Raw genomic sequence first — 13269 nt, forward strand, 5'->3', positions numbered from 1 at the left:
CGGCCGGTGGACAATCCACCGGCCGTTGCGCTAGCCCCCCGCACGGAGCACTTACTCAGCGTCAGATCCCCTGCTGGGAGCGGGGGTTGCCGCCGACTGCCGGAAGAGCCATTCGGAGCGCAATTCCGCATATCCGGGCTTGATGACGTCATTGATCATGGCGAGACGTTCATCGAAAGGAAGGAAAGCAGACTTCATACCATTGACCGTGAACCACTGCAGGTCATCGAGCGTGTAACGGAATGTCTTGACCAGGTGCTCGAATTCCCGGGACATGTTCGTACCGCTCATGAGGCGGTTGTCGGTGTTGACCGTGCAGCGGAACTGCAGCCGGCGCAGCAGCCCGATGGGGTGCTCCGCGTAGGAGGCCGCGGCCCCCGTCTGGAGGTTGGAGGTCGGGCACAGTTCCAGCGGGATGCGCTTGTCCCGGACGTAGGAGGCGAGCCGGCCGAGGGTGACCGAGCCGTCGTCGGCGACCTCGATGTCGTCGATGATGCGGACACCGTGGCCGAGCCGGTCGGCGCCGCACCACTGGAGCGCCTGCCAGATGGACGGCAGGCCGAAGGCTTCGCCGGCGTGGATGGTGAAGTGGTTGTTCTCCCGCTTGAGGTACTCGAAGGCGTCGAGGTGGCGGGTGGGCGGGTAGCCGGCCTCGGCGCCCGCGATGTCGAAGCCGACCACGCCCAGGTCGCGGTAGCGGTTGGCGAGTTCGGCGATCTCCAGGGCACGGGCGGCGTGCCGCATGGCGGTGAGCAGGGCGCCGACGCGGATCCGGTGGCCGTTCGCGCGGGCCCGTCGCTCGCCTTCCCGGAAGCCCTCGTTGACCGCCTCGACGACCTCTTCGAGGCTGAGCCCGGCCTCCAGGTGCTGCTCCGGCGCGTACCGGACCTCGGCGTAGACGACGCCGTCCGCCGCCAGGTCCTCGGCGCACTCGGCGGCGACCCGGAAGAGCGCCTCGCGGGTCTGCATGACGGCGCAGGTGTGCGCGAAGGTCTCCAGATAGCGTTCCAGCGAGCCGGAGTCGGCGGCCTCCCGGAACCAGATCCCGAGCTTCTCCGGGTCGGTCTCGGGGAGCCCCTGGTAGCCGTTCTCGCGGGCCAGGTCGACGACGGTGCCGGGGCGCAGTCCGCCGTCGAGGTGGTCGTGGAGGAGCACCTTGGGGGCGCGGCGGATCTGTTCGGCGGTGGGGAGGTTGCTGATCTCGCTCGTCATTTCCGCACTGTAGCCCCTACGCGCGTAGATCACGCCGAACGATACGTAACAGTGACCCGTCGGCAGGGTGGACAGCGCGCCTCGTTCTGTCATCGTTCTCGTCATGGCTCAGCAAGCGCTGCCGGTGCGCGAGGCCCGGCTGGGAAAACCGCTGGGAGCGGACGGCACGGTCCGGACGGTGAACGCCGTCGCCCTCCTGCTACCGGGGTGCGGACCGACCGGGCTGCGCCGGCCGTCGCCGGTGCACGCGCTGACCGTGCGCCCGCTGGCCGCCCGGCTGGCGCGCGCCGGCCGCGCCGAGGGACTGACCGCCCACGTGGTGCACTACCGCTGCCGCGGCTGGAACGGCGCCGACGCACACCCGGCGCGGGACGCCACCTGGGCGCTGGAGGAGGTGGTCCGGCGCTACGGCGACGTCCCGGTCGCGCTGGTGGGCACCGGCATGGGCGCCCGCGCCGCGCTGCACGCCGCCGGCCACCCGGCCGTCCACGCCGTGCTGGCCCTCGCGCCCTGGCTGCCCGACCCGCGCCGGTTCGGCGCCGAGCCGGAACCCGTCAAGCAGTTGATCGGCCGTCAGGTCCTCCTGGTGCACGGCACCAACGACGAGCGCGTGGACCCCGACCTCTCCTACCGCTACGCCCAGCGCGCCAAGAAGATCAACCGCGACACCTGCCGCTTCGAGGTGCACTCCGACAGCCACTCCCTCCACCAGCACCGCGCCGAGGTGCACGCCCTGGCCACCGACTTCGTCCTCGGCGCCCTCTTCGCCCGCGCCTACGCCCGCCCCGTCAAGGACGCCCTGGCCGCTCCCCCGCCCCTGGGCCTGCGCATGCCCCTGGCGTCGGGTTTCGGGGCGTCGCTGCGCCACTGACCGAACGGTCGACTCCGGTGCGGGGCCCGGACGTCGGGGGTACCCTCCCCGGCAACCGAGAGCAACGGGGGGATTCGGCATGCCCATTGGGCCGCGCTACCGACGGGTGTCCGCACTACAACGCCAGTTCTTCGACCGCGAGGCCGCCCTGACCGCCTACGACGAGGCCCTGCGGGGGGTGCGGCCGACCAGTGGGGCCCAGGCCCCCGACCGGGTCACGACAGCAGGGCACCCCGCCGGCTCAGGAGGAACTTCTTGAAGGCGGCCACCGGTGGGGTGTCCGTGCGGCCGTCGAGCCAGGCCACGCCGATCTCACGGACCGCCCGCGGGGCGGTGACGGTCAGTTCCGCGACGCCGGGCCGGGGCACCGCGGGCGGCGGGAGCAGTGCGACGCCCAGGCCGGCGGCGACCAGTCCGCGCAGCGTCTCGGCCTCCTCGCCCTCGAACGCCACCCGCGGGATGAAACCGGCCTCGGCGCACAGCGCGTCGGTGATCCGGCGGAGGCCGTAGCCCGGTTCGAGGGTGACGAAGAGTTCGCCGGCGGCTTCCGCGAGGCGGATCCGCTTGCGGGCGGCCAGCGGGTGGTCGTCCGGGACGACCAGCCGGAGCTTCTGTTCGTCGAGGCGGCGCGCCACCAGGTCCGGGTAGTCCGGGACCGGCGAGGTCAGGCACAGGTCGAGGTCCCCGGCCCGGAGCCGTTCGATCATCGCCTCGCCGTAGTTCTGGACGAGTTGGAAGCGGATGCCGGGGTGGTCGGCGCGGAAGCTGCGGATCAGGCCGGGGACGGTCTCCGAGCCGAGGGTGTGCAGGAAGCCGAAGGCGACCTTGCCGGCGGCCGGGTCGGCGTCGGCGCGGACCGCTTCGGTGGCTCGTTCCAGCTCGCCCAGGGACCGCTCGGCCGCGGCGCGGAAGGCGCGCCCGGCCGGGGTGAGGGAGAGCGTGCGACCGTGCCGGGTGAACAGGGCCACACCGAGGTCGTCCTCCAGCCGGACCAGGGCGCGGCTGAGGGTGGGCTGGGGCATGCCGAGTTCGTGGGCGGCGCGGGTGACGTGCTCGTGCCGGGCGACGGCGGCGAACTGGGCGAGCCGCGGGGCGAGGGTCAACGCCCAGGAGTCGGGCCCCAGCTCGACCGCCTCGGGCGCGGTCGGCGGGACCGGGCCGAGGCGTTCCGGAATGTCTTTTCTGTTGCGAGCTTGCAACAGAGACCCTTGTGAACTGCGATCATGTGCCACGGCATCGATTATGGCGTTTTGATGCATTGGACGCATGAGATGCCGTCGTCCTACCTTCGAAGCATGCCTCCCGCTGATACCGGGGCGTCCGTCACCGACCGTGCGGCCGCCTCTCCCCAGTCGTCCACAGACTCCTCCTCTTCCGTCGCGCCGACCGACCCCGAGTCGGACAAGCTGCGGCCGGGCGGCCCCGGCTACCGCCGGATGAGCTTCGCCCTCTTCGCCGCCGGAGTGGCCACCTTCGCCCTCCTGTACTCCACGCAGGCACTGCTGCCGGCCATCTCCGCCGACCTCGACGTCGCCCCGGACCAGGCCAGTTGGACCGTCTCCGCGGCCACCTTCGGGCTGGCCCTCGGGGTGATCCCGCTCAGTGCGCTCTCCGAGCGGTTCGGCCGCCGCACGATGATGACGGCCTCCCTCACCGTCGCCGCGGTGATCGCGCTGCTGGTGCCGTTCGCGCCCTCGCTCGGCACGCTGATCGCGCTGCGCGCCGTCCAGGGCGTCGCGCTGGCCGGGCTGCCCGCCTCGGCGATGGCGTTCCTGGCCGAGGAGGTACGCGCCAAGGCGCTGGTGGGCGCGATCGGCCTGTTCGTGGCCGGCAACAGCATCGGCGGGATGTCCGGGCGGATCGTCACCGGCTGGGTCGCCCAGGCGTGGGGCTGGCGGGCCGCGCTCGGCGCGGTGGGCGTGCTGGCCGTGGTCTGCGCGGTGGCGTTCCGGCTGCTGGTGCCCCGGGCCCGCCACTTCGTGCCGCGCGCGGTGGGCCCGCGGACGCTGGCCCGTACGCTCGGCGGCCATCTCGCCGACCCGCTGCTGCGCCGCCTCTACGCCATCGGCGCCCTGTTCATGACGGTCTTCGGCGCGGTCTACACCGTGATCGGCTACCGCCTGGTCTCCGAGCCGTTCGACCTGCCCCAGGGCATCGTCGGCTCGATCTTCGTGATCTACCTGGTCGGCACGGTCTCCTCGGCCGCGGCCGGCACGCTGGTCGGCCGGATGGGCCGCCGCGGCGCGCTCTACCTCGCGGTCGGCACCACCACCGCGGGCCTGCTGCTGACCCTGTCCTCCTCGATCGGCGCGGTACTGGCGGGCCTGGTCCTGATCACCGCGGGCTTCTTCGCGGGCCACGCGGTCGCCTCGTCCTCGGTCAGCCGCACCGCCAAGACCGCCCGGGCCCAGGCGTCCGCCCTCTACCAGTGCGCGTACTACATCGGCAGCAGCCTGGGCGGCGCGCTCGGCGCCGCCGCCTTCCACGCCGCCGGCTGGTCGGGCACCGTCCTGCTCGGCCTGGCCGCGATGGCCGGCGCCGTCGGCATCACCCTCTACGCCACCCGCCGGGCGATGACCGAACGGCGGCTGCTGAGCCTGGGCAAGGCCGCGTAACCCGGCCCCCAGCCCGGCCGCACCACGCGGCCCCGCGAACCGAAGGGCCCGCCCCACCACCTGTCCTGGTGGGGCGGGCCTTTCGTCGTCCTACGGCTCGTCGCGTCCAGCACCGACCGGCCACACCACGTCAACGGGAAGTCCCGCACTCCGCGCCTGCTCGACCGTGTCCGCGGTCCCGCCTCCCTTTCCCGAAGGCGGCGTTCCGTCCCACACGGCCACAAGTCGGTCGGCTCGCTTGAGCAGTTCGCCGTTGGCTGCCTCGTATGCCTGCCGGTTCGCGGTGTCGTAGGGCATGGTCACGATCTCGGCCTCGGCGGCAAGGCGGTCGAAAGCCGGCGCGTGGTCGGGCTTGACCTTGGTCTGGCGGTAGTCCCGTGAGGGGAGGACGACAACGAGCCCCCCACCGGCCTCTACAACAGCCTCGGCGAAAAGGGTGTCGGAACCGCGGGCGAGACAGGTGACGCCGACCAGTCCATCCCGGGCGTATTCACACAGAAGCCTTCGCAGAGCTTCTTGCACGAGCGGCACAGTGCCCGCGGTCAGGTTCATGTGCCCGGTTACGGCGATGGTGACCATTGTGGGTCTCTTTCAGGCGGCGGCGAGCAGTGAACGGATCTGGTCTCGGACCTCGCGGAGAGAGCCAGGAACCTCTCTTCCGACGGTATAGGGGTAGAGCCGGGACAGCTGATGGCGGACGCGGGCAGACTGCGTCAACCCAGCGACATTGACCGCTTGCCGCGTACTGCGAACTGCCTCGGTGGTGTCTCCGACGAGGAAATGGCACTCAGCGAGACCGATCCAATCGAGCGCATAGCTCCGGCGTGCGTCGGGGGCACGCTGCTCAAGAGCGGTATGGATCGCTTCCGCTGCGCTCAGCGCATGTTCTCGGGGAGCTTGCCTGGCCAGTTCGAGTAGCCGACCACCGGTGACACCTGCCAGTTCGGCAGCGTCGAAGTAGTTGATCCAGTAGGGCTCATCGCTGAGGCTGGTGGCCGCCAGCGCCTCCTGAGCCTGTCCAGTGGCACGTTGGAAGTCCGTGCCTCGCCCCATGACCGCATAGGCCCATGCCTCACGGGTGTGAAGCATCGCGCGCAAACGCGCCCCCGCTGTGGCACGGACTCGGTCTTGGGCGAGACGAACCAGTTCAAGCGCATCTTGCGGGCGGTCTCCGTAGAGCATCTGGCGTGCCATGCCGGCGAGCACGTTGGCACCGAATGCAGTGTCGCCAGCCGCATGCGCCGAGCGGAGAGCAAGCAAATAGTAGTCCTGAGCGCGGCGTTGAAGCCCTGAGTCCCAAGCCATCGTGGCCGCGGTGCCGGCGAGTTGAGCCATGACGCCGTACAGCCGCCGTTCGATGGAGTGGGGCTGATTCTCGTTGAGCGCGGAGGCAACCTCGTTCAGCTGCCCGAGGACCGCCTTATGGCGCAGTCCTCCGCCGTATTTGTGATCCCAGGCGCGGAAGGTTCGCGCGGTGGTTTCCAGGTCGTCCAGGTCACGTGCTCCCAGACGCTCGGGGCATCGATCACGGTCGTCCGCAGTGGCAGGTTGCAGCCGGCCTTCGACGGAGTCGAGCAGCGCGGCCCCAGTGGTGCAGCATCTGGACCTTCAAGACCCGGAAGGGCTCCGGCATGGTCAGGCCGAGCGCCTGAGGAGGATCCGCAGCGGCATGAGGGGGACGCCCCCGTCGGCAAACGCAACCGCTCCCCCTGCCCCTGGACGCGCCGCGGCGCGAGCCCTGACGTTCGGGGAACACATCAAGCCCCCGTCCCGGCCGGCGATTCCTTGGCCGGACATCCGGCCGGGACGGGTCCGGGCCTCCTCCGGAGGCCCAGCCAGCGCACGCCGACGCGGGGACGGACCCCGCGTCGCTCACGCACCAGGAGGTGCAGCATGCGATATCGGTTCGATCCGGTCAAGGCCGACGGAGGCGACGAGGACGAGGGCCAGGACGGCAACCCGTCCGGGGGTTGCGGCGACGGGGACGGGTGCGGTCGCCAATATCCCAGTGCAGTAGCACTCCGGTGCCACGCCAGTGAGACAGGGCGGCCCCCGATCGTTTGATCCCGGGCCGCCCTCCATCAGGAGGAATCCTTGAACGTTCACTGCCACGGATACACCTGGGTCGGATCAGGGACGGAGTACAGCACCGATGCGCTTCGACGGCCCGGCAACCCCCAGTTCGCCTCAGCATCAGTGGTTCCGCTGGAACCGGCCAACTGGCTGCTGAAAAACGCCTCGTTCGTGAAGGAGACGTTCCACGACGCCGGCGAAGCGGCCGCCTGGTTCGGGAAGCAGATCGCCGACTACGCCGACCGGTTCGACGGATTCCACGCGAAGGACCCCGGGACCGTCCAGGCCCAGGTCGACAGTGCGCGGGAAACGGTGGAGCAGGGCCGTGATGTCGTCGGCGGCTGGTGCATCAACGGGGGGGCACCACCTTCTACGCGGTGCATCTGATCGCCTGCCCGAACTTCTTCAGGCCGGAGCATCCGTGCCCGAAGCGGATGCGTTGACCTCCGACGACTAACGACTCTCGGATAACGGCTCTCGGACCGGTACGGGAGGCTCCACCTCATACCGGACCGCCGGCGCCCCCACCCATACGAGTCCCACCACCCCGGCGGGGGTGGGTGGCGGGGATGCCGTGCCCCTCAAGGCAACGGCACCCCCACACACACTCAGGCAATCCGCTCCAGCACCACCGGCCGGGTCTCGAACGGGGTGTCCGACGGGGCGATCTCCACCCCGCCGTCCAGCGCCGCGAGGGCGTAGTCGAACTTCTCGGGGGTGTCGGTGTGGAGGGTGAGGAGGGGCTGGCCGGCGGTGACCCGGTCGCCGGGCTTGGCGTGGAGTTCGATGCCGGCGCCGGCCTGCACCGGGTCCTCCTTGCGGGCGCGGCCGGCGCCCAGGCGCCAGGCGGCGAGGCCGACGGCGTAGGCGTCGAGGGTCCGCAACATGCCGGAGGCGGGGGCGGGGACGACGTGGGTCTCGCGGGCCACCGGGAGCGCGGCGTCCGGGTCGCCGCCCTGGGCGGTGATCATGCGGCGCCAGTGGTCCATCGCGGAGCCGTCGGCCAGCGCCTTGGCCGGGTCGGCGTCCTTCAGGCCGGCCGCGTCGAGCATCTCGCGGGCGAGGGCGAGGGTGAGGTCGACGACGTCGGAGGGGCCGCCGCCGGCCAACACCTCGACGGATTCGCGGACTTCGAGGGCGTTGCCGGCGGTGCGGCCGAGCGGGGTGGCCATGTCGGTGAGCAGGGCGACCGTGCGCACGCCGTGGTCGGTGCCCAACCCGACCATGGTGGAGGCCAGTTCGCGGGCGTCGTCGAGGTTCTTCATGAAGGCGCCGGAGCCGACCTTGACGTCCAGGACCAGCGAACCGGTGCCCTCGGCGATCTTCTTGGACATGATGGAGGAGGCGATCAGCGGGATCGACTCGACGGTGCCGGTGACGTCGCGGAGGGCGTAGAGCTTCTTGTCGGCGGGGGCGAGGCCGTCGCCGGCGGCGCAGATGACCGAGCCGACGGTGCGCAGGACGTCGAGCATCTCGTCGTTGCTCAGGGTGGCGCGCCAGCCGGGGATGGACTCCAGCTTGTCGAGGGTGCCGCCGGTGTGGCCCAGGCCGCGGCCGGAGAGCTGCGGGACGGCGGCGCCGCAGGCGGCGACCAGCGGGGCGAGCGGCAGGGTGATCTTGTCGCCGACGCCGCCGGTGGAGTGCTTGTCGGCGGTGGGGCGGGCGAGCGAGGAGAAGTCCATCCGCTCGCCGGAGGAGATCATGGCGGCGGTCCAGCGGGCGATCTCCTGACGGTTCATGCCGTTGAGGAAGATGGCCATGGCGAGGGACGACATCTGTTCGTGGGCGACCTCGCCGCGGGTGTACGCGTCGATGACCCAGTCGATCTGTTCCGGGGTCAGCTCACCGCGGTCGCGCTTGGTACGGATGACGGAGATGGCGTCCATGGACGGGTTCCTTTCGAACGGGTAGGTCCCGTTCTACACGCATAGACGCCACGGTCGCCAGGGCGGGCGGCGGGCGGCGGCACCCGCCGCCCGCGGGGCCCCGCCCGCCGTCACCGCGTCAGGTGTCCCGGGCCGAAGGCGTCCGGGAGCAGTTCCGCCAGCGGTCGGACCCCGGCCGCGGTGTCCACCAGCAGCTCCGGGCCGCCGTGCTCGTAGAGGAGCTGCCGGCAGCGACCGCACGGGACGAGCAGCTCGCCCTTGCCGTCGACGCAGGTGAACGCGGTCAGTCGGCCGCCGCCGCCGGCGAACAGGGCGGAGATCAGGCCGCATTCGGCGCACAGCGCCAGGCCGTAGGAGGCGTTCTCGACATTGCAGCCGGTGACCGTGCGGCCGTCGTCCACCAGAGCGGCGGCGCCGACGGGGTAGCCGGAATAAGGGGCGTAGGCCCGAGACATCGCGTCCCGGGCCTGCGTCCGCAGTGCGGTCCAGTCGACCGGCACTTCGTGCGTCATACGTGCTGTCTTCCTTCGTGTCTTCCTTCGCGCGCGGTGCGGGGGTCCGCGCGCGTCAGTGGCCCTGGCCCCGGCGGTAGGGCTTGCCTATCGCCTTCGGGGACCGCAGGCGCTGCGAGAAGAGCGCCAGGACCAGCAGCGTAGCGATGTAGGGGCTGGCCTCGACCAGTTCCAGCGGGACGCTGTCGGAGAGCGCGTACCAGACCAACAGGACGACGGCGGCGACCGCGGCGACCGCGGCCTGGGCCCGCTTGGCGGCCCGCAGCCGCACCAGCGCCAGGCCGGCGAGCAGCGCGGCCAGGCCCAGCAGCAGGGCGTGCACGGTCGGGCCGCCGCTGCGCAGCTGCATGGCGTCCATGAAGCCGAACAGGCCCGCGCCGAGGGCGACGCCGCCCGGCCGCCAGTTGCCGAAGATCATCGTGGCCAGGCCGATGTAGCCGCGCCCGCCGGTCTGACCGTCCTGGTAGAAGTGCACGCTGATCGCCAGGAAGGCGCCGCCGAGACCGGCCAGCGCGCCGGAGACCAGCACCGCGGCGTACTTGTACGCGTAGACGTTGACGCCGAGGGTCTCGGCGGAGAGCGGGGCCTCGCCGCAGGACCGCAGCCGCAGGCCGAACGACGAGCGCCAGAGCAGGAAGAAGGTGCCGACGAAGAGGACGACGGTCAGGACGGTGAGCCAGGAGACGCCGGTGACCGCGGCGCCGAGCACCCCGGCGACGTCGGAGACCAGGAACCAGTGGTGGCCCTCGATCCCGTTCAGCCAGTCCGCGAGGCCGGGGACGGTGAAGGTCGGCATGTCGGACATCGGCGGGGACTGCTTGTCGTTGCCGCCGGCCACCATCGCCGCGCTGCCCTCCTGGCCGAACCAGAGGGTGGCGAGGTACTGGGTGGCGCCCAGCGCCAGGATGTTGATCGCGACACCGGAGACGATGTGGTCCACGCCGAAGGTCACGGTGGCGACGGCGTGCACCAGGCCGCCGAGCGCGCCACCGAGGATGCCGGCCGCGGCCGCCGCCCAGGGGCCGTGCTGCCAGCCCACCCAGCCGGCCGCGAACGAGCCGAGCATCATCATGCCTTCGAGACCGATGTTGATCACGCCGGCCCGCTCGGCCCACAGACCGCCCAGACCGGCCAGCCCGATCGGTACCGCGGCGCTGAGCGCGGCCCCGAACTGGCCGGCGGACGTGAGGTCCGCGGCGCCGCTGACGGCCCGCAGGGCGGAGACCGCCAACAGCGCGCCGGCGACGATCAGCATGATCCAGGGGTAGGTCAGCTTCCGCTTCCCGCCGCCCGTGCCGGGGGCCGCGGGTCGCGCCGCGGACTTGAGCTCCGTACTCACGCCGTCACCTCCGGCTTGTCACTGTTGCCGGCGACGCCGGTCCCGTTCGTGCCGTCGCCGGTCCGGGCCAGCACGGCCAGTTCCTCGCCGACCTTGCGCTGCTGGAGGCGCAGCCCGTAGCGGCGGACGACCTCGTAGGCGATGACCACGCAGAGCACGATCACGCCCTGGATGACGCCGACGATCTCCTGGGCGTAGCCCTCGAACTCCAGCCGGGAGCCGGTGCGGTCGAGGAACGCCCACAGCAGTGCGCCGAACGCCATCCCCATCGGGTGGTTGCGGCCGAGCAGCGCGATGGCGATACCGGTGAAGCCGATACCGGCCGGGAAGTCCGTGCCGTACTGGAACGATTCGCCGAGCAGGGTCGGCATCCCGACCAGGCCGGCCGCGGCACCGGACAGCAGCATGCTGATGACGATCATCCGCTTGACGCTGACGCCGCTGGCCTCGGCGGCCGACTCGGAGGCACCCACCGCCCGCAGGTCGAAACCGAAGCGGGTGCGGTTGATCAGGAACCAGTACAGGGCACCGGCCACCACCGCGACCACCACGAAGCCCTCGACCGGCTTGGGGTGGGTCGGGAAGGAGAAGAAGTGGCTGGACTCCGGCAGGAACTTGGTGTGCAGGAGGTTGCCGTCCTTGACGGCGAGCCGGCCGTCCTGGAGGAAGTAGCCGATCACCGAGGCCGCGATGGAGTTCAGCATGATCGTGGTGATCACCTCGCTGACCCCGCGGGTGGTCCGCAGCAGCCCCGCGATGCCGGACCAGATCGCGCCCACCAGCATCGCGATGACGATGAGCAGGATGATCTGGAGGGCGCCGGGCAGCGCGATGGCGCCGCCGACCGCCGCCGCGGCGAAGGCGGCCAGCCGGTACTGCCCGTCCACACCGATGTTGAACAGGTTCATCCGGAAGCCGATGGCCACCGCGAGCGCCGAAAGGTAGTACGGCACCGCCTTGTTGACGATCCAGACCTGGCTGTCGCTGTAGTGGCCGTAGTCGGCCATGATCCCGTAGGCCCGGAACGGGTTCTCGCCGGACGCCAGGAAGACCAGCGAGCTGATCACTATCGCGGCGACGATCGCCAGCGCCGGCGCGGCGATGCCCAGCAGGATCTTGTCCCGGGCGGCGCTGCGCGCGATGGCGTCGACGGCCGGGTTCTTCTTGGTCGTCGGCGTGGTGGTGGACGTGCTCACTTCTCGCCACCCCCCTGGGCGACGGCGCTGTCGTCCGACGCGCTGAGGTGGCCGCTGGCGGCACCGGTCATGGCGGAGCCCAACTCCTCCGGGGTGATCACTGCGGGATCGGCGTCCGCGACCAGCCGGCCGCGGTACATCACCCGCAGGGTGTCGGACAGCCCGATCAGCTCGTCCAGGTCGGCAGAGATCAGCAGGACCGCCAGCCCCTCCCGGCGCGCGGCGCGGATCTGCTCCCAGATCTGCGCCTGCGCGCCGACGTCGACCCCGCGGGTGGGGTGGGCGGCGATCAGCAGCTTGGGGTGGTGGCTCATCTCGCGGCCGACGATCAGCTTCTGCTGGTTGCCGCCGGAGAGCGAGGCCGCGGTGACCTCGATGCCGGGGGTGCGGACGTCGTACTCGGCGACGATCCGCTCGGTGTCCTTGCGGGCACCGGCCAGGTCGAGCAGCTTGCCCTTGCTGTTGGGGCGCTCGGTGACGTGACCGAGGATGCGGTTCTCCCACAGCGGGGCGTCCAGCAGCAGGCCGTGCCGGTGGCGGTCCTCGGGGATGTAGCCGATGCCGCCCTCGCGGCGGGCGCGGGTGGAGGACCGCGACAGGTCCCGGCCGTCCAGGGTGATGGTCCCGCCGTCGGGCGTGCGGGTGCCCATGACGGCCTCGACCAGCTCGGCCTGCCCGTTGCCCTCGACGCCGGCGACGCCCAGCACCTCGCCCTTGCGGATGGTGAACGAGATGCCGTCCAGCACCGTGCGGACCACGCCGTCGGAGTCCGTGGCGGACAGCCGTACGTCGCTGACCTTCAGCATCTCCACGTCGGTGACGGTGGACTCGCGGGTCTCCGGGGAGGGCAGCTCGCTGCCGACCATCAACTCGGCCAGCTGCTTGGGGGTGGTCCTCGACGGCTCGACGGACGCCACCGTCGTGCCGCGCCGGATGACGGTGATGTCGTCGGCGACCGACAGCACCTCGCCCAGCTTGTGCGAGATGAAGATGACGGTCAGGCCCTCGGACTTGAGCTCGCGGAGGTTGTCGAAGAGCGCGTCGACCTCCTGCGGGACGAGGACCGCGGTCGGCTCGTCGAGGATCAGCGTCCGGGCGCCCCGGTAGAGGACCTTGAGGATCTCCACCCGCTGGCGGTCGGCGACGCCCAGGTCCTCGATGAGCACGTCCGGCCGGATGTTCAGCCCGTACGCGTCGGAGATCTCACGTATCCGTGCGCGGGCGCCGGCACCGATGCCGTGCAGCTTCTCCGCGCCGAGGACGGTGTTCTCCAGGACGGTGAGGTTGTCGGCGAGCATGAAGTGCTGGTGCACCATGCCGATGCCGCGGGCGATGGCGTCGCCCGGGGAGTGCAGGGCGACCTGCTCGCCGTCGAGCGCGATGGTGCCCTCGTCCGGCTTCTGCATGCCGTAGAGGATCTTCATCAGGGTCGACTTGCCGGCGCCGTTCTCACCGCACAGGGCGTGGACGGTACCGCGGCGGACGGTGAGATGGATGTCGTGGTTGGCCACGACGCCGGGGAACCTTTTGGTGATCCCGCGGAGTTCTACAGCAGGGGCGTCCTG

At 71.2% G+C, this 13269-nt stretch carries 12 protein-coding genes; 3 read left to right on the forward strand and 9 right to left on the reverse strand.

Annotated elements, in window-relative coordinates; genetic code table 11:
• Positions 1–51: 51 nt before the first annotated feature.
• Positions 52–1212, reverse strand: coding sequence for an adenosine deaminase (locus SNOUR_RS15985; RefSeq protein ID WP_067347527.1), 1161 nt, complete (start codon positions 1210–1212; stop codon positions 52–54).
• A gap of 103 nt (positions 1213–1315) precedes the next feature.
• Here SNOUR_RS15985 and SNOUR_RS15990 point away from each other — a divergent pair, with 103 nt between their 5' ends.
• Entirely contained in the window at positions 1316–2083 is a 768-nt protein-coding gene (locus SNOUR_RS15990) for an alpha/beta fold hydrolase (protein WP_067347530.1), read from the forward strand.
• Between the two features lie 215 nt (positions 2084–2298).
• Here SNOUR_RS15990 and SNOUR_RS15995 read toward each other — a convergent pair whose 3' ends face one another.
• Positions 2299–3282, reverse strand: coding sequence for a LysR family transcriptional regulator (locus SNOUR_RS15995; protein WP_376738519.1), 984 nt, complete (start codon positions 3280–3282; stop codon positions 2299–2301).
• Between the two features lie 96 nt (positions 3283–3378).
• On the opposite strand from SNOUR_RS15995, the gene SNOUR_RS16000 reads away from it, so the two are divergent.
• On the forward strand, positions 3379–4698 hold the full coding sequence (locus SNOUR_RS16000) for an MFS transporter (RefSeq protein WP_067347534.1): 1320 nt from the start codon (positions 3379–3381) through the stop codon (positions 4696–4698).
• Between the two features lie 90 nt (positions 4699–4788).
• On the opposite strand, the gene SNOUR_RS16005 is transcribed toward SNOUR_RS16000, so the two are convergent.
• A complete protein-coding gene (locus SNOUR_RS16005; RefSeq protein ID WP_067347536.1) occupies positions 4789–5277 on the reverse strand; it encodes a hypothetical protein in 489 nt (162 codons plus the stop codon).
• A 12-nt stretch (positions 5278–5289) separates the two neighbouring features.
• Positions 5290–6276 (reverse strand): NsdA family TPR-like regulatory protein, encoded by a 987-nt coding sequence (locus SNOUR_RS42985; protein ID WP_512700990.1) that lies wholly within the window; start codon positions 6274–6276, stop codon positions 5290–5292.
• 618 nt (positions 6277–6894) lie between these two features.
• On the opposite strand from SNOUR_RS42985, the gene SNOUR_RS48345 reads away from it, so the two are divergent.
• Entirely contained in the window at positions 6895–7158 is a 264-nt protein-coding gene (locus tag SNOUR_RS48345) for a hypothetical protein (RefSeq protein ID WP_312632586.1), read from the forward strand.
• 221 nt (positions 7159–7379) lie between these two features.
• On the opposite strand, the gene SNOUR_RS16015 is transcribed toward SNOUR_RS48345, so the two are convergent.
• The 5 genes from SNOUR_RS16015 to SNOUR_RS16035 form a co-directional block, all read right to left on the reverse strand.
• A complete protein-coding gene (locus tag SNOUR_RS16015) occupies positions 7380–8657 on the reverse strand; it encodes a thymidine phosphorylase (protein ID WP_067347538.1) in 1278 nt (425 codons plus the stop codon).
• A 110-nt stretch (positions 8658–8767) separates the two neighbouring features.
• Positions 8768–9169, reverse strand: a complete 402-nt coding sequence (locus SNOUR_RS16020; protein WP_067347541.1) for a cytidine deaminase — start codon at positions 9167–9169, stop codon at positions 8768–8770.
• Positions 9170–9224: 55 nt separating this feature from the next.
• Positions 9225–10508: an ABC transporter permease gene (locus SNOUR_RS16025; protein WP_067347544.1), complete on the reverse strand. Its 1284-nt coding sequence runs from the start codon at positions 10506–10508 to the stop codon at positions 9225–9227.
• The gene (locus SNOUR_RS16030) at positions 10505–11650 is read right to left on the reverse strand and encodes an ABC transporter permease (RefSeq protein WP_067358365.1); all 1146 of its coding nucleotides are present in this window, start codon (positions 11648–11650) and stop codon (positions 10505–10507) included. The genes SNOUR_RS16025 and SNOUR_RS16030 overlap by 4 nt, the downstream gene beginning before the upstream one ends.
• A 50-nt stretch (positions 11651–11700) precedes the next feature.
• Positions 11701–13215, reverse strand: a complete 1515-nt coding sequence (locus SNOUR_RS16035) for an ABC transporter ATP-binding protein (RefSeq protein ID WP_067347547.1) — start codon at positions 13213–13215, stop codon at positions 11701–11703.
• Between the last annotated feature and the right edge of the window lie 54 nt (positions 13216–13269).

The organism is Streptomyces noursei ATCC 11455 (genome assembly GCF_001704275.1).
GTDB classification, from domain to species: Bacteria; Actinomycetota; Actinomycetes; order Streptomycetales; family Streptomycetaceae; genus Streptomyces; species Streptomyces noursei.

Coding starts and splice junctions, on each gene's coding strand:
- SNOUR_RS15985 (WP_067347527.1), bottom strand. CDS start 1,212: ATGACGAGCGAGATCAGCAACCTCCCCACCGCCGAACAGATCCGCCGC.
- SNOUR_RS15990 (WP_067347530.1), top strand. CDS start 1,316: ATGGCTCAGCAAGCGCTGCCGGTGCGCGAGGCCCGGCTGGGAAAACCG.
- SNOUR_RS16000 (WP_067347534.1), top strand. CDS start 3,379: ATGCCTCCCGCTGATACCGGGGCGTCCGTCACCGACCGTGCGGCCGCC.
- SNOUR_RS16005 (WP_067347536.1), bottom strand. CDS start 5,277: ATGGTCACCATCGCCGTAACCGGGCACATGAACCTGACCGCGGGCACT.
- SNOUR_RS16015 (WP_067347538.1), bottom strand. CDS start 8,657: ATGGACGCCATCTCCGTCATCCGTACCAAGCGCGACCGCGGTGAGCTG.
- SNOUR_RS16020 (WP_067347541.1), bottom strand. CDS start 9,169: ATGACGCACGAAGTGCCGGTCGACTGGACCGCACTGCGGACGCAGGCC.